The 20,374-nt window shown below is 45.0% G+C and carries 12 protein-coding genes; 10 read left to right on the top strand and 2 right to left on the bottom strand.

The window, feature by feature from the left end; translation table 11 throughout:
* Nucleotides 1-77: 77 nt before the first annotated feature.
* Entirely contained in the window at nucleotides 78-2,069 is a 1,992-nt protein-coding gene (gene glgX / locus L3V32_RS13520; protein ID WP_237284493.1) for a glycogen debranching protein GlgX, read from the bottom strand.
* 446 nt (nucleotides 2,070-2,515) lie between these two features.
* On the opposite strand from glgX, the gene L3V32_RS13515 reads away from it, so the two are divergent.
* From L3V32_RS13515 to L3V32_RS13495, 5 genes are all read left to right on the top strand, one after another.
* Nucleotides 2,516-3,787 carry a maltoporin gene (locus L3V32_RS13515; protein WP_006740823.1) on the top strand — a complete coding sequence of 424 codons (1,272 nt, stop codon included), beginning with the start codon at nucleotides 2,516-2,518 and terminating at the stop codon, nucleotides 3,785-3,787.
* A 100-nt stretch (nucleotides 3,788-3,887) separates the two neighbouring features.
* Entirely contained in the window at nucleotides 3,888-4,697 is an 810-nt protein-coding gene (locus L3V32_RS13510) for a MalM family protein (protein ID WP_005398230.1), read from the top strand.
* Between the two features lie 317 nt (nucleotides 4,698-5,014).
* Nucleotides 5,015-5,521: a hypothetical protein gene (locus tag L3V32_RS13505; protein ID WP_006740821.1), complete on the top strand. Its 507-nt coding sequence runs from the start codon at nucleotides 5,015-5,017 to the stop codon at nucleotides 5,519-5,521.
* Nucleotides 5,522-5,641: 120 nt separating this feature from the next.
* Nucleotides 5,642-7,255, top strand: coding sequence for an alpha-amylase family glycosyl hydrolase (locus tag L3V32_RS13500; protein WP_124008127.1), 1,614 nt, complete (start codon nucleotides 5,642-5,644; stop codon nucleotides 7,253-7,255).
* Between the two features lie 331 nt (nucleotides 7,256-7,586).
* Nucleotides 7,587-9,203, top strand: a complete 1,617-nt coding sequence (locus tag L3V32_RS13495) for an endonuclease (protein ID WP_237284492.1) — start codon at nucleotides 7,587-7,589, stop codon at nucleotides 9,201-9,203.
* A 99-nt stretch (nucleotides 9,204-9,302) separates the two neighbouring features.
* Here the strand turns inward: L3V32_RS13495 and pulA are convergent, their stop codons facing one another.
* Nucleotides 9,303-13,292, bottom strand: a complete 3,990-nt coding sequence (pulA, locus tag L3V32_RS13490) for a pullulanase-type alpha-1,6-glucosidase (RefSeq protein WP_237284491.1) — start codon at nucleotides 13,290-13,292, stop codon at nucleotides 9,303-9,305.
* A gap of 546 nt (nucleotides 13,293-13,838) precedes the next feature.
* Between pulA and L3V32_RS13485 the strand changes: the two genes are divergently transcribed.
* The 5 genes from L3V32_RS13485 (at nucleotide 13,839) to L3V32_RS13465 (ending at nucleotide 20,320) form a co-directional block, all read left to right on the top strand.
* Entirely contained in the window at nucleotides 13,839-15,035 is a 1,197-nt protein-coding gene (locus tag L3V32_RS13485; RefSeq protein ID WP_046875696.1) for a tetratricopeptide repeat protein, read from the top strand.
* A 540-nt stretch (nucleotides 15,036-15,575) separates the two neighbouring features.
* Entirely contained in the window at nucleotides 15,576-16,022 is a 447-nt protein-coding gene (locus L3V32_RS13480) for a helix-turn-helix domain-containing protein (protein ID WP_237284490.1), read from the top strand.
* Between the two features lie 409 nt (nucleotides 16,023-16,431).
* Nucleotides 16,432-18,612, top strand: coding sequence for an ornithine decarboxylase SpeF (gene speF / locus L3V32_RS13475; protein WP_031780582.1), 2,181 nt, complete (start codon nucleotides 16,432-16,434; stop codon nucleotides 18,610-18,612).
* A gap of 61 nt (nucleotides 18,613-18,673) precedes the next feature.
* Nucleotides 18,674-19,984, top strand: a complete 1,311-nt coding sequence (gene potE / locus L3V32_RS13470; RefSeq protein ID WP_005396773.1) for a putrescine-ornithine antiporter — start codon at nucleotides 18,674-18,676, stop codon at nucleotides 19,982-19,984.
* Nucleotides 19,985-20,131: 147 nt separating this feature from the next.
* Entirely contained in the window at nucleotides 20,132-20,320 is a 189-nt protein-coding gene (locus L3V32_RS13465) for an AbrB/MazE/SpoVT family DNA-binding domain-containing protein (RefSeq protein WP_005396772.1), read from the top strand.
* Nucleotides 20,321-20,374 lie beyond the last annotated feature (54 nt).

The raw sequence follows: 20,374 nt of genomic DNA, 5'->3' as shown, positions 1-20,374 counted from the left end.
GAGTTAAGTAAATCTAACCAATAAAAAAGCCGAAGCACAGAGATGCATCGGCTTTGCTTTTTTGGAACGTTTATAACTTAGCTATGCGGTTGCTCACCTTTTGGTGTGCTTTGGTTTGGTTGGTAGTGCAAAATTACCATCGAAGTAGGTGATAGCAAAACCTCGCCTTCAGCATGCCCTGGGTTAAGGTTACGTACGTTTGTGTCGCAGATCGTTACCCATTCTTGCTTTCGCTCATTGGGGAGCTTAAAGCGCGCTGTAGCGTTAGTTTGGTTGATGAGATAGACCAGCTCTTGTCCTTCTTTACCGATGCCAAGGTGAAGTGCGACAGAGCTTAAACGGTTCCAATCATCATGCTCCATTAAGCGACCGTCTGTTCGGCGCCAGAAAATGCGGTTGTTATTGCGGTTTTCGCCACTGAAAGCTCGGATAAATGGCACCATGTATTGATTTCGGTTGGCGACCATTTGCGACATCCACGTTTTGAAATGTTGCTTACGCTCCGTTTCTCCCCAGTTAAGCCAACTGGTTTCGTTATCTTGGCAATAGGCATTATTGTTACCGCCTTGGGTGTGAGACAGCACGTCAGCAGTGAGGATGTGTGGGATTCCAAAAGCAAACAGCAAGCTGGCAATAAGGTTGCGTTTTTGCTTCTCACGCGTGGCGATGATCATCAGATTTTCTGTCTCGCCTTCGACACCGTAGTTTTCTGAGCGATTGTCACCGTGGCCGTCGCGATTTTCTTCGCCATTAGCTTCATTGTGTTTGTGCTTGTAAGACACTAAATCTTGCAGTGTGAAGCCATCGTGATACGTGATGTAATTCACCGTGAGTTTGTATGGCCAGTTCGCTGCACTATAAATATCACGAGAGCCCATTAATCGAGTGGCAAACTCTTTTAAATAGCCTTGATCACCGCGCCAAAAACTGCGGGAAATATCACGCAGTTTGTCATTACATTCGTTCCAACCAAATGGAAAGTTACCCACTTGGTAGCCATTTGGACCAATATCCCAAGGTTCGGCAATCAATTTGGTTTCACGCAAAATAGGGTCTTGCGCAACGGCTTTAAAGAAAGCTGCTTCTGGGTTGTAATCATCGCCTTGACGCCCTAACGTTGCGGCTAAGTCGAAACGAAAACCATCGACTTTAAATTCGCTAACCCAGTAGCGCAATGTATCCATCACAAGGTTTAAAGCGGGTTGATAGGTGAGATCGACCGTGTTGCCACAACCAGTGTAATTTGCGAAGTGGTTGCCATGTTTGATGTAAAAACGGGAATCGAGCGCTTTCAGGTTGAAAATTGTAGGCCCTTCCCCCCCCTCTGCGGTGTGGTTGTAAACTACGTCGAGAATCACTTCGATGCCGTTTTTGTGCAGTTCTCGAATCGTTGTTTTGAGCTCTGTGACGGCGTCTTTTTCTGCGTAGCGCGGATCGGGCACCATAAAGAGATAAGGGTTGTATCCCCAATAATTGACCTTTTCCATCTCTAGTAGGTGAGGCTCATGCATACACGCTGCGACAGGTAGCAATTGCAGCGTGTTGATGTTTTGCTGTTCATAAAAGGCCAGCATTTTAGGTGATGCAAGACCTAAATAGCGCCCCTTCAGCTTGTCCTCAACTTCTGGGTGAAGTTGGGTAAGCCCTTTGACGTGTGTCTCAAACAACACCATCTCTTCTCTGGGTATACGCGGATGATCCGTATCTTGCCAGTCAAAATTATCTTCGATAACGATGCACTTCGGCATATCGAAACTTTTGGCTGGAGAGTAGGGAGGGTGGTAGTGGAGGGCTTTATCAATTGACTTTGCGTAAGGGTCAGAAACTAATAGTGGCTCTTCCTTGTGGGAGACAAGGTAACCGTATTTTTGCCCCGGCTTAATATCCGGAATAAAAGTATGACGTATGCCAGCGTATTCATTCGGTAAATCATGAAGCGCGTAACTGCCATCGTCTGCAAACAGGGCGAGTTTTATGTCTTTATTCCCCGGAGCGTGAATAGAGAAGTTACAACCTTCTTTATTTACAGTTGCACCCAAGGGGTAAGGGCGAGAGAGAAGTCGTGTCATCGGAGATACTTTATTTAATATTTATTGCTACCTTTAGGAAACTATAAGTTAAAAACTTTGTCTTACTAAGGTCAACCACCCTAAATATAAAAATATTCATGTAATTTAATTACTTTATGTGACGGCTTAGAGTCAAAAATATGAAATGGCTATCACTTTGTAGCGGCTCAAAACCGAATAAACTTACTAATTCCTCCCTAGATTGGTGATCTGACTCGAAAAAACACCATTCGGTAAATTTTCTACTCCCTTCTCATCCCCCCTAAATTAGTTTGGGGCGGAGGAAGTCATCCTTGTACGCCTCGGGTAATCTCATAACTGTTGAAACAAACGGGGATTCGTTCCCATCTTACCTCTCTTTCTTTAGGTGTGTTTTTACTGCCTATATTCACCTAAAAGAGTGAGCAGGGAAGACAGAATTATAAATACCCTTAATGGAGTTAAGAATGAAAAAAGTAAGTGCAATTGCTGCTGCTGTGGCTGCAACTTTAGCTGCTGGTTCTGCGTTCGCAGTGGATTTCCACGGTTACATGCGTGCTGGCGTTGGCGTGAACGCTGACGGTGGTCAACAATTAACATTCGAAAAGAACAAGATCGGTCGTCTAGGTAATGAAAGCGATATCTACGGCGAGATTCAACTAGGTAAAGAAGTTTACAACAACAACGGCAAAACGTTCTACGTAGACTCTATGGTTGCAATGACTTCTAATGGTTCAAACGACTGGGAAAGCACTTCTGCTAACTGTGGTTTGGATAACGGCGAAGTGAAATGTGTTGACGATGCACAATTCGCACTACGTCAATTCAACGTTCAAGCTAAAGGCCTACTAAACTTTGCTCCAGAAGCAACACTTTGGGCTGGTAAGCGCTACTACCAACGTCACGACATTCATATCTCTGACTTCTACTACTGGAACATCTCTGGCGCGGGCGCTGGTGTTGAAGGTATCGAAGCTGGTCCAGGTAAAGTTTCTTTCGCTTGGGTTCGTAACGACCGTGGCGATATCGCAGATCCAGGTAACGATGGCGGCGATACAAACGTTAACACTCTAGACGTACGTTATGCAGGTCTTCCTCTATGGGACAACGGTTCTCTAGAAATGGGCTTGAACTACGCAATCCTTAACGAAACTGACGCTGCGCCAAACGGCACTAAAGATGCGAAAAACGGCGTAATGTTCACAGCAGAATTGACTCAAGGTCTAGACGCTGGTTTCAACAAAACAGTGCTTCAGTACGGTACTGAAGGCTACTCAAAAACAATGGCATTCTACGGCGACGGTAGCTGGTACGGCGCAGAAGCTGATAACGGTGCATCTGGTTACCGCCTAATCAACTGGGGTGTAATCGGCATGGGTGACAGCTGGGAAATGGGTCACCAGTTAGTTTACGGTGTTGGTGAAGACATGTGGGCTGGCCAAGACAAGTGGGAAACAATGTCTGTTGTAGTTCGTCCAATGTACAAATGGGATGACAACCACAAAACTATCTTCGAAGCTGGTTACGCTATCGACGATAACGACGGCGACGAAAACAAATACGGTAAGCTAACTGTTGCTCAAGCATGGTCTGCTGGTTCTAGCTTCTGGGCTCGTCCTGAAATCCGTGTTTACGCTTCTTACCTAACGGCTGACAAAGAAGACAACTCTAACACATTTGACAACGGTCGTTCAGACGATACGTTCCAATTCGGTGTACAAGCTGAAGCTTGGTGGTAATCATCTAACCACTAAGTCCTAAATTGTCCTAGAATGATACAGCCAGAACTTATCTGGCTGTATTTATTTAAAAAACAATAAAGAGTCGAGGTAGACAGTAATGAAAAAATGGCTTGCTCCCGTACTGCTGGGCATGTTGGCTACTGGTTGTGCGTCCGTAGAACAAGTAGAGATGAGTCCAAAAGGTCAGCAACAAGTGATCACTCAATCGGGTGATATTCAATGGGTAACGGTTGATGTACCTGTGGTTACTGAATTCGCTTTGACTGATAAAAGCCAAATGCTGTTGGATGGTAACAGTGCTGGCGCTATTGCAGCGTTTGCTCTTCCGGGCAACCGTGGCAGTCTCGATATCAAATTAGAGACATTCGTAAGTAAAGAACTTCAATTTTATGCTCCTAATGTCGCAGTGATGAACTCGGCAGGAGAAACCATTTACCAAGCAGATTTCTCAAAGTTTAAGTACGAACCAGCAAAACTGTTGGACAACGATAAATTCGTACTTGATCTCAATGTGATTCCAGACATGACAGGTAACGATCTGCATGTATTGGTGTACACGACTTCCGCTGATCTAAAAGGCAGTACGCAAGTTCTGCATCCTGCAAAAGCCTTCGCCATGGCGCGCCACACTCAGCCGCCAGATATTGCAGACCCTTTAGCGAAACACAGCCCACTGGGTCAGTTCCGTTTGTCGGTATCCGCAAATGATATCGTGAATACCAAGATTGTTGCGAAAAACGACAACATTCCTCAAGGTACGGATCTCACTAGCTACTATCACAGCTCAATTGAAGCGGCAGTCGCAGCGAACGATATTCCGAAAGCACTCACCTTGCTCGATGAAGCAAAAGAACTGGGTATTGAAGGTGCGCAACAAGTGTTTGTGAAAGCCGTAAATAAAAAATAATTGAATATAAAAGGCCAGCAAAATGCTGGCCTTTTTTCATAGAATATAAACCAATAAAAATACCCCTACATAGAGTTATCTTATTCACATAATTATTTTTATTGTTTTGTTTTTTATATTGGTTAGATCAATAATTATTGACAGTTCCTAACTTATTTTTTGTACTTAGGAAATAAATGAACTTCTCGAAGTAATTTAAATTCGCAATCCGACGCTATTTATTTAGCGTTTGATATTTCCATTTTAATAACGATTAATATTTCTTTTAAACGTTGAGTTTATTTTGCTTTGGATATACTAAAAAGGAATTACGTGAAATGAACATGATGAAGACCTCTCTTGCTGCTGCCCTACTTGTTGCCTTAGTTGGTTGTCAATCGACAGCAGAACCAGAAGCGGCCGCAGAGCCTGTTGTGAATATGTCTCAAGACGAAGTGGTTGCTTTTATGAAAGCGTGTGACAACCCAGATAGCACGGCGAAAGGACCAATTTCTAAACCATTGTTTGTGGTGGGTACGTTTGCGGATTCCGACTGGAAACACGTGCCTCAACGTCAATACACCTACAAAGGAAATAACTTCTACCAAGCTGTGGTTCAGGAAAAAGTAGGTTCCTACAAAATGCAGTATGCGACCGAATTGTGGTTCCCACAATTTACCGCAAAAGGCAATCGAATGAACGTTGGAGAATTAACACCATTAACATTTGGTGGTTACGGTACAGATACTTCAGTTGATATTAAAGAAGACGGGAAATATGTCTGGAGCCTTCAATTTGAAGGAAAAGGCAAACCTCTTCATGTTATGGTAAATAAGTGTCAATAATATTCCATTCAGTTATTTAAAATCTGTTTTTATTTATTAACCCCTACATGGGAGGCATGTTGGGGTTAATTTTATTACTCAAATGTTTTTACTTAATTTGAGTAAGTTAGGGAGAGTAAAATGCGTAACGTCCGACGTAACCATCGCCTGTATCGATCGCTGCTTGCGTTAAGTGTGATTGGTGCTTTATCTGCGTGTAATTCTTCTGGTGGTGGCGATACTAATAGCAGCACTCCGCTACCGGATACCAGTTATGCTTGCCAAGCCAATGTCATGGCGCAAAGTAACCAACTTCGTACTTATCAAATCATGGTCGAGAGTTTTGTGGATGGCGATGCGAGCATTGGTCACGGTACGGGCTATGGCACCAGTCATCATAATGGCGATTTGCAAGGGGTGATTGATTCACTCGATTACATCCAAGATTTAGGGATGAACGCGATTTGGTTGACGCCAGTTTTTGAGTCTGAAGCGATAGCAGGACAAGATCACTGGGCCGATCGTTTGGACGCCACGGGCTATTTTGCGACAGATTACTTTAAGATCGACCCAAAATTTGGTGATTTAGCGACCGCGAAAACTCTAGTCGAAGAAGCACACAAGCGCGGTTTATACGTGTTTTTTGATGGCGTATTTGGTCATCACAAAGATGGTTTGATCAAACCATCTCCCTCCGGCTTGTTGCCAACGGGATCGAGTAACCCCGTTGATTACCCGGCCAGTCTCGACTTCTACAAAGAGGTAGCAACGTATTGGATCAAAGAACTCAAGATTGACGGCTGGCGTTTAGATCAAGCCTATCAAGTTCCGACAGACGCTTGGACACAACTTCGTAAAGCTGTCGATGAAGCCTCGCAAGGTGTCACGTACACCAATAGCAAAGGCGAACAAGTGAATCCGTTGGGTTACATGGTGGCAGAGATTTGGAAAGGGGAGTCTGAGATCGCGAATGAGGCGTATGGATCGAACAGCGATCCAGCATTGTGCTCTGCATTTGACTTCCCGATGCGCTATCGCATCGTAGAAACTTTGGCCGTGAATGAGAGTGGCGTGGGTGGTCGCGGTGTGGATTGGCTAGACAACGGCTACAGCACACACAACCAATATCCAACGCATGCGCAACCGAATTTGATGATCGGCAACCATGATTTAGTGCGCTTTGGTGACTTGTTACAGCGCGGAAACTTGGCGGATGTGAATGATGCAGAATATTGGTTACGCCATAAAGCTGCGTTTGCCTTCCAAGCTGCCTACACTGGGCCAATCACGCTGTACTACGGCGATGAAATCGGGGATCAAGTGGATGGTTTTGCCGCAAAAGAAGACAACAACACCTGCGCCATTCAAGGTTTGTGCGATGATCACGTTGCGCGCAGCAGTGCAAAAATTGAAGGTGTGACGGCGACACTTGACGCAAACCAAGCCGATCTCAAAGCTTACGTGAAATCGCTGATGACGATGCGCAGTGCGCACCCAGCATTGTATCAGGGGTCACGCACGAATTTAGTTGCGAGTAACGGCAGTTATGTGGACTTGAAACAATCTGGTACAGACAAAGTACTGTTTGCGCTAAACACTTCGAAAAGCGCGAGAACAATTATTCTTAATCAGGAAAGTGTTAGTACTGGTGAGTTGGTGGATCTGCTCACGAATGAAAAAATTACGCCAAGCAATGGTCAATATCAAATTCCGATGTCGCCATTACAAGGTCGATTCTTTGCGGTTACACCCTAGGAAGTATCCAGAATCACCGCTCATCAGTTGAGCTGACCAGAAGCTTTTCTCATACACAAGCCAAGTGTTGTTGCTGACCCCCATAGGCGCACACTTGGCTTTTTTCCGTCCGTTTTACTTTTCCCTTAATGGTTTTCCAACGATGTAGCCAACAGGTTGCTTCGCTTTTTGCATTGGCGTTTGTTTTCGGCAGGTAGATATTTGTGAGATAAGCTGCACATTAAAAAGTAAATTAACACTTGTGCAGCGTAAAAGTGTGACCGAAGGATTACTTATGCCTTACTAATATGTTTATCGTGTTTGGGATTTACATAACTAATGGAAAAGTATAATGAAATCCATAACGAAACCCCTCTGTCTTCTTGCTGTTATTAGCTCTCCGCTTGCATATAGCCAAATTCTCAATGGTGACTTTGAACAGTGGAATGGCAGTGCGCCTACGCAGTGGTCAGTGATTGACGCTGGCATCGCGGTGTCGCCAAGCAGCGAACAAATCAAATCGGGCGGCCTGGCTGCTCAAGTCGTCGTGAATACAGGTACCCAAAGCAACACTGACCTTTTGCAAACCATTAATGTGGAGCAAGGGAAAACCTATCCGTTTTCTGTCTCGGTTTATCACACCGAAGGAAATGTAAAAGCACGTCTGGTGGTTGATGGTTATCACAATTACTCAGATCCGCAGCAGGTAAACCAGTGGCAAGAGCTGGCGCATAACTATACTGCGAGTTCGAACAAGACCATCAATGTCGGGTTGCGTTTTTATGATGAGGCCGGGTTTGATGGCTCAGAAGTTGTCTACGTCGATAATTTTCAACCGACCGAGACAAGTACACAACCTCCTGTAGAAAATTGTAGCGATCATGAAGTGGTTCTTACACTCACGACGGACAACTATGGCTCAGAAACTAGCTGGGAGTTGAAAAATAGCCAAGCGCAAGTGCTTTTCTCTGGTCAGGGGTATGAGTCGTCAACCACTATTGAAAAGACCATGTGTTTAGCCGATGGTAACTACCAATTTACGATTCAAGACAGCTATGGCGACGGCATTTGCTGTGGCAATGGTTCGGGGTCTTACGCGTTGAAGGTGGGGGATAATACACTTGCCTCTGGCGCTGAATTTGCGAAAAGCGAAACCACCGACTTTACGTTAGGTGACTCAACCACGACCCCACCAGTAGTTGATGGTTACTACCAAGCGGCGTCTGGCAAGACGGGCTACGCTCTAAAAACGGCGCTGTTTAACATCATCAACAACCACACTAGCCGAGGTTATTCTGCGGTGTGGACCTTGGTAAAAGATGCTGATATTGATCGCTATTACGAAAATGATGGCTCTATTCTCGATATGTATTCAGAGAAACCTGCGGGCAGTGATGCTATCAGCTTCACGAAAGTGACAGACCAATGTGGTCAATATAGCCAAGAAGGGGATTGCTACAACCGTGAACACTCGTTCCCGAAAAGCTGGTTTGGCGGTAAAGTTGAACCGATGAACTCAGATGGTCACCATTTGTTTGCGACCGATGGCTATGTGAATGCGAAGCGCAGTAACTGGCCATTTGGTGAAGTGGGCACCGCGACGTACGTGTCTAGTAATGGTTCTAAACTTGGTCAAGCAAGTACTAGCCTAGGTTATTCCGGTACGGTGTTTGAGCCGATCGATGAGTTCAAAGGCGACTTTGCTCGTGCCTATTTCTACATAGCAACCCGCTATGAAAATGTTGTAGGTAACTGGGAAGGCAATTCAAGCAATGCGGATGCTGTCCTTGATGGTTCAAGTTCAACAGTTTTTGAACCTTGGATGTTAAACATGCTGAAGCGTTGGCACAAAAATGATCCCGTTAGTGAAAAAGAACAAAACCGCAATCAACAAGTGTTTGAGTTTCAGGGCAATCGCAATCCATTCGTTGATCACCCAGAGTTTGTTGAACAGATTTGGGGAAACTAACACCTTCTTGATTTTGGTATCCACCATTTAGTGATGCCAACAAAACAAAGGGGAAGCGCGATGCTTCCCCTTTTTCATTACGGATGTTTTTAAATGAAACTAGTTTTTCGTTACCGTCACGATTGGCGCCGACTTGTCAGCCGCGTTGAAGTGGAAGTTGTAATTTCCCGCTTCTGCAATCGCAATTTTGAGGTTTGCACTACCGCCACCGACTTCCATCGTTAGCGCTTTACCAAGCTCAACACTGCCTTCTCCACCGAAGTTGGTGTCTGCTGCCCAGTCTGCGCTCGCAACTTTCATCTCGTAGTTGCCCGCCGCTAGGTCAATGTCTAGCGAGTAAACGTCATTTGCTACATAGCTGAACTTCGCAGTTGAGTCTTGCGCTGGAGTATCCCATGTGGTGATAGTGCCACGTAGGTAAAGTGCTGTTTCACCGAATGTTGGTGCATCTGCTGACTTCGTCACTGAAACGACAGGTTTTTCTACGCTTTCATCTTGAACATGTAACGCGTTCAGAGTGAAGTTGTACTTACCAGTTTCAGCGACAGACAACGTACAGTTCCCCGCAGAGCCTAAGTCTAGTGAGCCAGAAGCCAAATCCGCAGCATCACAACCGATGTTTGGATTTGCCCATCCTGAATCCGCAAATTTGAACTCGTGTTCACCAGCTTCAAGAACGCCAGTTACAGAGTACATGCCATTGCCAATAAAGGTCATCGCCCAGTCACTGCTATCTGACCACTCGTTCATGGTGCCTTTGACGTAAACCACAGTTTCGCCGTAAGGAGGAATGCTCGATACGTCTTTATTGTCCGTGTTTACTGGTAGGCCTGCACCTTGCGCGCCGTCTTGTGGCTGTACGAATACCGCTGTTGTCAGTGCTGGTACTGTGAACGTTTCATTGGCGAAGCTTGCACCTTTCACGATGTCATCCGCAGAGTTTTGTTGAACTTCATGCAGCTCGAAACCAGTTGCGCCAGCAACTTTGAAAGATTTCTCAGTTGATGTTGAGTTCACAACGGCCACGACAGCATCGTAGTTCGAATCTAAATCGGCACCCGCTGATGTACCATCGTCGATAGACATCACAATCAAGCCTTCCACTTGGTCTTGGCCCACGTTGCGGAAATCAACACGATTCATCACTTCTTGCGCGGTGTCTAAGCGGAACAGTTCGCTTGTACTGCGGATTTTTAGTAGCTCTAGGAATTGTTGCTTCGTCAGCTCGATGTCCGTTGAGTCTGGTTTCGCCGTGCTGTCACCGACGATGGTTTTGATCAACTCCCAGTTTGCACCGTCTTTGTCTTCACGTGGTAGACCAACGTTCCAGTTATTGTCGCTTCCATCGAAGAATACACGGTTGAACCAGTCACCAGAATCGTACGAGTCACGCTGCATTGACTTAGATCGCAATAGCTCAGAACCCATGTGAATGAACGGAATACCTTGACCTAGCATCACCGTTGATAGTGATACAGACTGCATTCGTGCTCGCTCAGCAGATGAAGTGCCTGTCGCAATCTTGTAAGCGTTGTTGTCCCACAGCGTTTGGTTATCGTGCTTAGACACGTAGGAAATGTTCTCTGATGGCACTTTTGTGTAGCCTGCTGGAGCACCATTGTAATCAACATTCTTACCAAGTTTGGTTTCGCCTTTGTAATCCAGAAGGACGTAGTCAGCTAAGTTACCAGCCATACCTAGACGAACCAGATCTTGGTTGTGTAGGCGGCCATTCACAGATTCTGCATCAGTTTTAGTTTCTTCGTTCGGGTAAGCGGCGTTACCAAAGCCTTGGTTGAAGCGAAGTGGGTGCTTACCTTCAGAATCTACACCGCCATCAAACGGGCTTCCGCCACGAACTGCGTCACGCAGACGATCAGAGAAAGTACCGATTTCTGTCCCCGCCATGTTGACTTGTGTCGCTTGATCGAAGCGAGCGTTTTGCGCAACTTCACCGAAGTCCCAGCCTTCGCCGTAGAACAAAGTATTCGGATCAATTTCACGGACTTTTTCAAGTGCGTAGACCATGACATCTTTCGGCTGGTGGCCCATAAGGTCAAAACGGAAACCATCGACTTTATAGTCATCCGCCCACACCATCAATGAGTCAACCATCAGTTTACCCATCATTAGGTTCTCGGTTGCGGTGTTATCACAACAGGTTGAGTTTTCTACGCCGCCAGTGTTGACGTTTAGGCGGTGGTAGTACCCAGGGACAATTTTATCCAGTACTGATTTTTCGTTCACACCGGATGCATTCGTGTGGTTGTACACCACGTCCATGACCAGTTTCAGATCCATTTTATGCGTCGCTTGAACCATTTCGCGGAACTCAAGGATACGTTTAGAACCGTTAGGATCGGTCGCATAACTGCCTTCTGGCACGGTGTAGTGGTATGGGTCGTAACCCCAGTTGAAGCTGTCTAGCATGCGAAGATCGTTCATCAACGCTTGTGCTTTGCCCGTTGTTGGGTCGTAGCTGTTTAATACCTCTTCAATCACTTTGCCGTCGTCTTCGGTCTCACAGATGGACGCTTCTGGCTTGATGCCACAAAGTTTACCCACGGTGTCGGTGATATCGATTCGTTTGTCGGCGTCTTCATCCACGGTTGCAATATCAAATGCTGGTAGGATATGCAGCGTTGTTAGGCCTGCATCTTTTAAGGCTTGTAAGTGAGAAACAGACTCACGCTCAGGTTCTGTAAGGGCAAGATATTTGCCATCAAGACTTGGCGTGCCTTTGCTGTCATTAAAGCTGAAATCACGAATGTGTGACTCGTAAAGGACATGGTCTTCGTCTTTTTTAACCGTTGGGCGCGCGTAGTTATTCCAATCTTGAGGCATTAAGCTTGGGTCATCTAAATCAACCACTTGCGAGTATCGCGAGTTTTTAGACAAGCTCATTGAATATGGGTCTGTTACCAAACGCGTTTCAACGACCCCAGTTGTAGGGTGGTACACCTTAACTTGGTAGCGATAGTATTTGTTAACAACATTGCTTTGTGCCTCAGAAGCCCAGATACCTGTTGCTGGATCTTCTGTCATTGCAACGGTAGCTTCTTCCGCTAAGTTTTCATCGTAGATAATAAGATCAACATCTTGAGCAGTTGGTGCCCATAGCTTGAAGGTTGCAGCACCGCCTTCCACAATCGCGCCGAGCTCTTGACCAATCGCGTTACCTGCCTTGGAATCGGCAAATACTGCATCAAGAACCCCCGGCTTTTGCACTTCAGTTGCAGAAATGACGTCACCATTTGCGTTGTAAGCTACCATAACGATTTGTGACTTCAGGATCGTGCGTAGGGTCGCGTCATCGACATCAATGCCTGCAGCTTGGAGGCTAGCAAGGTGACGGAAGCGTGATTTCAGACCATCAGATAAATCACCTGCTTTCGTCAACTCAACCGCCGTGCCACCGGAGATTTGCTTGTCTTCATCCATTTTAATGTCGTTGCTGAGGCTGTAGAACAGCTTCATGGAATCCGCATTGGCCGCCGCTTCCCACGCGATGGTGTTGGCATCTAGCCAATGCGCTTTTTGACCATCAATATCAACAGGGCGTTCTTCGATTGGCTCGTAGTAAAGCTCACTGCTGCCGTGGAAGCCAAACAACCCTTTAGATTCGCCGATTTTCGTCAGCTCCACTTTTGAGTTTGCACTGCCGAATGCTTTCTCATCACCTTTGTGCAGAATGAAGTTCATGCATTCGTGTGGGTCAGAGGCATCTGGGTTCACTTTCAGTACGTAGTAAGCACCGTAGGTGTCGTTGATGCCATCGAATGGATGCGGTTCCGACCAATCCGTTCCTGTGCTAGGAATGCCCATTGCGTCTAAATCTGTGCTGGTACAGCCTTCACCGTTCCACAGGTGCAAGCCCCAACCTTCATAGTCGTTGGCCGTTGAAGCGGACGCCACATCGCGTTTGTAATAAATGATGACCTCGTTCTCTCCCGCAGGGTACAAGCCTGAGCCTGGGTTCGTCGTATCTTCGTTCGTGCTGTCACTACCACAACCGCTGATGACTGCGACGGAAATCAAAGGCAGTACGGTTTTGGCAATTGTTGATAATTTAAATGTCTTATTGTCCACGTTTACAAATCCATTGTTATTGAATTGATATTGAGCTGCGCGCTGCCTTCGCTGACTCAGTCATCAAGAAGGTTTCGCACACGCTAGAAAGGCAGATGCCGAAAAAGGAAATGTTCAACCAGATGCTAATACACTGAATCATCAGCAAAATGTGAGAGCAGGCAGTTAAGTTTTTTACAAGTGAAAATTTTCTGTCACAGTCGATTTTGTTCACAAATTAAATAATAAAACAGACGCATAGTGAGAGCTTCTGCACATCATTAAAATGTAAATTTTTATAGGAGGAGCAAGGGGGGATGATAGGGGAGGAGAATATCTCAGCCCCAAAACCGTGATTAAGTTCTATAAAATTTGCAGTGATATTTTTTAATTAAAAATAAGTTGCAGTTATATTGAATAAAATAGCGCCATTAAGTCTTGGCAAGCTTCAGATTTTCGCTAAGTGGTCGTTATATAATGAAGGTAGTCGGCGTTATGTCGGCGCGTAATCTTAAGATTTCCCTGAGAGGGAGATGAATTGGGCCCTGAAACCAAAAGAGGCTATTTATGAGTAGTATGGGCATTGCCATTGCGGCAACTGGCCTTTCACTCGTCCTGATATTTGTGTGGATGATCTCGTTGTCGATGCGGAAACAGAGACTCGAGGCAGAGAGGAAAGCTCGCGAAGCCGCTTATCGAAAGGCGATGCAAAAAGCGCGAGAGCAAGAGCGTAAAGAGCGTGAGTTCAAAGCAGAAACCGGACATATCCCCACCATTTTATTTCTAGCGAAAGAAGCTGAGAAGGACAACATTCGTCAAGCGCTGTATTGGTATGATAAAGCCGCTAAGTTGGACAATGTGACGGGAATGTACGGTATTGTTCGCTTGAGTGAGCGCATGCGTGAAGATGTGATTTTAAAAGAGCAGGCAAACTTTTGGCGTACCGCCATTGCCGGAATGGAAGGGGATACCGAAGCGAAATTTGCGACAGGCAAAGCGTTGGTTTTTGGTCGCGGAACGGAAAAAAATATTCCCAAAGGTAACCAACTGATTGAAACTGCAGCCGAAGAAGGCTGCATTGATGCCATGCTTTACATGGGTGAATGGCAACTTTCACCAGACAATAGTGCAGGACGCAGTGCAGATGCGCTTTATTGGTTTATGAAAGCGGCTGAAAAAGACAGTGCGGACGGAAAAATCCAAGTTGGCTTATGTTACCTAAATGGTGTTGGTACAGAAAAAAGCATGGTCAAAGGCTGCTATTGGCTTGAAAGAGCCGCAGAAGGTGGTAGCGCCGAGGCGATGTATCATGCTGGCGAAGCGTGGAAGGACAAAGGTAAAACAGGCAATGCGATTGCTTATGTTTGGTTGTTTCTTGCTGCCAATATGGGGTATCAGCCAGCGCGTACGTTGCGTGACGAAGTGGCAACCAATATTGGTGTTGATGTCGTCGTTGGATTGCAATCCATAGCGAAACCGTTGCAAAGAAAGCTTGCGTCAGGGATGGTGAGAAAGCATTCCATTATTCGTGCGCTGAACAAGGTGTACAAACGCGAAGCGTATTTTCCTGCAGAGGAGGAGCTTAACGCGGTGTTGAGTGACGAAAATAAAGACGATGCTAACGCATGGGATGAAGCATCGGCGCCGAACTTCCAGCCTGACATGACGACCGCAACGACGGAGGGACAGACAACCACATCGTCCACCGAAAAAAAGCTCTCTAAAGAGGCGCTCGATTTCACGCAGAATTTCCTTCAACCATAATTTATCTTATCCATAAGCCTCATAATTGAGGCTTTTCTTTTGCCTTTCTGTCTCAGTATCTCTGTCGATCACAATTACAGACTGTAAACTTATCTAAGCGATTTATTTACTGGATTGCATACTATTTATTCGATATTTCAACACATTTTTAGTACTTCGCTAAGGCGGGATATGTTTATCTTCAAATAGAGGGATTTCCCTCTTTATCTACTTCTCCTGTTGGGCTCAAATCAAGTCTCTTCAATTGATAGTAATAATGATTGAAGAGCAATACTTGATGCCCAGAGTAATAGGTGAATAGTATTCATTACTTTATCTAATAATGTAAATTAAAAATTGTATTATAAATCTTAAATTGTGTTTTTATATTTAGGCATGGATTATTGATTTTATAATTAATTAGGCGCAAGATGACATACAAAATAAAATAGCATAGATAATATGCAGAATTACACTAGGAAGTAACTTTTTCATTACATGTTTCAGCAGAAATGGAGCGAATTAGTTTGCTCTGTTTTTATTTCTATTAGAGATTTGTGTATGTTGAGAATCATTAGTGCAGATAAATTCATCTCTTCAAGATTTATCTTAGAGTACAGTAAGGCTGAGTTCGCTTCTTTATTAGGCGTTTCCATTGCTAAGATAAGTAATATTGAAAGTGGAAAATCTTCAATTCCCCCGGTGTACGATTACGCCATTAATTATTTACTTAGTGAGCATCCTTTTAAAGATAGTGCTGTTGACGCTTTATGCTCTCACGAAACGTTAAACTTTGCTCGGCGTATTGACGTCAACACCAAAGTAAAGCGCCTGTCCTGCAAGCGCTGCGATAGCCGAAGGCTGCACGTTATGGCAGGAATGAGTGGGTTGTATTTTGTTGAGTGTATGGATTGTAAACATACCATGTACTCGTCAGGCATGTCTGTAAAGCGTTATCAACAATGGTCGAATGGTGGAGTCAAGCTAGATAGTCATTTATTCAATTAAGTTGTTTTTTCTTTATATCCAAAGTAAAGAGCCATCAATACATGTGTTGATGGCTCTTTTATTATGTGTTTAAATTTGGTTAAAAGTGGAGTGTTTTAAACTGCAATAATATAATTTAACTTATTATATAGTGATGGAAATCTCAAAACTTTATTTTCTTATAATAACCTTCTTTTTAATAATGGGCGTTGTCACATAATTATTGAAGGATCTTTCCTTTTAGGTGCGTTTCAATATCATTGAGATAGAAATTGGAAAGTGATGAAAGTCTCTAAATTTTAATTCGATAAAATAAGTCTTTTAAATATGAAAATTTAATCACGAAATTTGTAATTTGAATTTTAAATAAATATTTCGTTTGTAATATCTGTCCTTGTCATTTTTAAAGAACAAAAAAGAGATATTTCAAATGAAACGTTTAATTATAGGTGTTAGTAATTACATGCCTGAAGACTTTAGCTTATTAGCTGAATCTTTAGATGAACAATTTAATCGTCACTTACTGCCTTTAGAACAAGTTGAATTAACCGACGTTGGTGCAGCTATTATTACGTCAGCAGACATTAAAGCGGGTCTGCATAGAATGATTTCGGAAACAGGGTACGGAATTCCTGTTTTCTTAGTGACCGATGAAACTCCAGTTTCGGCAGAAGATTACGTTTGGTTAACGGGGGTTATTGATTTAGAAAGACAATCTATCGATTACTACTGCCGTCAAATTAATGAAGCCGTGACTAAATATGAGTGTCGTCTGCTCCCTCCTTTCTTCAAGCAATTAACGCACTACGTTGAGATGGGTAACTCGGCGTTTGACTGTCCAGGGCACCAAGGTGGTCAGTTCTTCAAAAAACACCCTGCTGGTAAACAATTCTACGATTTCTTTGGCGAAAACCTATTCCGTAGCGACTTGTGTAACGCGGACGTGGACTTAGGTGACTTACTGATCCACGAAGGTTCTGCACACCAAGCGCAAGCACACGCTGCAAAAGTATTTAACGCTGACAAAACTTACTTCGTACTTAATGGTACTTCTGCTTCAAATAAAGTGGTGTGTAATGCGCTAGTAACTGAAGGTGATTTGGTATTGTTCGACCGCAATAACCACAAGTCGAATCACCACGGCGCGTTAATCCAAGCGGGTGGTATGCCAGTTTATCTAGAAACAGCGCGTAACCCTTGGGGCTTCATTGGTGGTATGGATGAGCACTGTTTCGATGAAGAGTATATTCGTGCTCAAATCGCGAAAGTATCTCCAGAGCGTGCACGAGATGAGCGTCCGTTCCGCCTGGCCATCATCCAGTTGGGTACTTACGACGGTACAATTTATAACGCTCGTTACGTCATGGATAAGATTGGCCACCTTTGTGACTACATCTTGTTTGACTCGGCATGGGTAGGCTATGAGCAGTTCATCCCTATGATGAAAGATTGTTCGCCACTGCTACTGGATCTGAAACCAGAAGATGCGGGTGTGATCGTGACCCAGTCTGTTCACAAGCAACAAGCTGGTTTCTCTCAAACGTCGCAAATCCACAAAAAAGACCGCCATATCAAAGGCCAAGCTCGTTACTGCAATCACAAACGCTTTAACAACGCGTTTATGATGCACGCATCGACATCTCCTTTCTATGCGTTGTTTGCTGCATTGGATGTGAACGCGAAGATCCACGATGGTGAAGCAGGCTTACGTTTATGGAGCGACGCAGTTAAGACAGGTATCGAAGCGCGTAAAGAAATTCTCAAAAGTTGTGAGTTAATTCGTCCGTTCATTCCAAATGAAATTGAAGGTCAACCTTGGGGCAGTTACGACACGGATGTGATCGCGACCAACAAGAAGTTCTTTATGTTCGAGCCAGATGCAAACTGGCACAAGTTTGAAGGTTATGGCGAAGGTCAATACTTTGTTGACCCATGTAAATTGTTGCTAACCACGGCAGGCATTGCCGAAGACGGCAGCTACGCAGATTTCGGTATTCCGGCAACGCTGTTGGCGAACTTCCTTCGAGAAAACGGCATCATCCCTGAGAAGTGCGACTTGAACTCCATCTTGTTCCTACTCACTCCTGCCGAAGATATGGGTAAGATCCGTCACCTTGTCGCGCAAATCAACCGATTTGAAAAATTCATTCGTGATGATGCACCTCTCAGTATCGTGCTACCAGGCGTCTACGAAGCGAACAAAGAGCGCTACCGTGGTTACACCATCCGTCAGCTATGTCAGGAAATGCATGACATGTACAAAGAGCTGAACGTGAAACAGCTACAAAAAGCGATGTTCCGCAGTGAATACTTCCCACAAATGGTTCACAAACCAGACGTGGCAACACGTAAATACTTCCGCGGTGAATGCGATTACCTACCACTTAAAGAGGCCGTCGGCCGCGTAGCCGCCGAAGGTGCACTGCCTTACCCTCCAGGCATTATCTGTGTGATCACTGGTGAAATCTGGACTCAACAGGTGGTGGATTACTTCTTATCTCTAGAAGAAGGCATCAACCGATTCCCAGGCTTCGCGCCAGAAATTCAAGGTGTGTACCTTGAAGATGTCGACGGTCGCACTACCGCACATTGCTATGTCCTAAAAGATTAATCTACCCGTTCGCACCACGCTCCGGCGTCGGTGCGAACCGCTTATTCGTGGAGAATAATTTATGAGTACTGAAACTAAAAAAATGTCGGTGGTGCAGTTAACCATTCTGACGTTCATCAATATGGCTGGCTCCGGTATTATCATGCTGCCAAGTAAACTGGCGCAAGTGGGCACCATTTCTGTGTTGTCTTGGCTGATCACGGCAGCGGGCTCTTTGGCGTTGGCTTATGTGTTTGCAAAATGTGGTCGCTTTAGTAAACGTGACGGCGGTATGAACGGTTACGCGTCTTACGCATTCGGTAAATCGGGTGCGTTTATGGCGGGCTGGACTTACGGTTTGTCGCTCCTTATTGCGAATATTGCGATCGCGATTACCTGTGTGGGTTACGGCTCCGCATTTTTTGAAGTGACCCTATCTCCGGTCGAAACCTGTTTGTATACCATCGCCATTCTTTGGATTTGTACTTTCGCTAACTTCGGTGGTGCGAAAATCACAGGTCAAATCGGTACCTTCACGGTATGGGGGGTGATCCTACCGGTATGTTCGCTAGGTATTGTTGGTTGGTTCTGGTTTAACCCAACCATGTACATAGAAGCTTGGAACCCACACCACCTACCATTTGGTGAAGCTGTGAGTGCTTCTATTGCCATGACACTATGGGCGTTTCTTGGTCTTGAATCGGCATGTGCGAACTCAGAAGCGGTAGAAAACCCAGAGAAGAACGTACCAATCGCAGTATTGGGCGGTACGTTGATTGCTGCGGTGGTTTACATTGTATCGACAAACATCTGTTCTGGTATCGTTGCAAACTCTGAGCTTGCCGCTTCTACCGCACCATTCTCAACCGTATGGTCTGTGATGCTTGGCTCAGCAGCAGGTAAAGCGGTTGCTGGTATGGCGGTATTGGCTTGTGCGGGTTCTCTATTAGGTTGGCAGTTCACTATCGCGTCAGTGTTCAAATCATCTTCTGATGCGGGCTTCTTCCCTAAATTGTTCTCTCAAGTGGACAAACGTGGTACGCCAATCAAAGGTATGGTGGCCATCACGGTTATCCAATCGGTGCTGTCTTTAATGACTATTTCTCCAACGCTGAACGAGCAGTTCGAAGCGCTGGTTAACCTAGCGGTAGTAACGAACGTTATTCCTTACATCCTATGTATGGGCGCAATTTTCATCATGCAGCAAGTGGCGCACGTGCCAGAGCGCGAGATGAAAACCACCAACATTATCGCTCTGATTGGTTCCCTATACAGCTTCTACGCGCTATATGGTTCTGGCTACGAAGCGATGATGTGGGGCTCAATCGTCACCTTCCTAGGCTGGAGTGCTTACGGTCTGATTGCTGCCAAGCATGAGCCTTTAGCAAATTAAAAAATAATAATGAAAGAGCCTTCCCAAACGCGGTGTGGAAGGCTCTTTGTTTTTAGGCGCTTATGCCAAGCCCAAGTCAGAACAAGGCTCTTGGGAATAAATATCCAATGATGTGAAAACTCATTTTCGACATTTGGAGGACGAAAGATGATAAGTCAACCTGTTAAAATCGGTGACGATACCGCCGTAGTCATTCCAAGCGTAATCCTGACTCAACTCGGGATAAGGGAAGGAGATACCCTAGAAATCGCACTGAATAAAGACAAAATGGAAATCAAGAAGATGGTGTTGAAAACCAGCGCTCCAACTTACTCTGAAGAAGTTAACGAGAATTGAGTTAGAGAATCTTGGTTTGTCGGATACACTACTGGTTTCGCAAAACTGGCGCTT

Origin of the sequence: Vibrio sp. J2-4, from assembly GCF_021728155.1 — a bacterium.
Taxonomy (GTDB): Bacteria; Pseudomonadota; Gammaproteobacteria; order Enterobacterales; family Vibrionaceae; genus Vibrio; species Vibrio diabolicus.
This window is presented reverse-complemented; position numbering and strand designations above follow the sequence as displayed.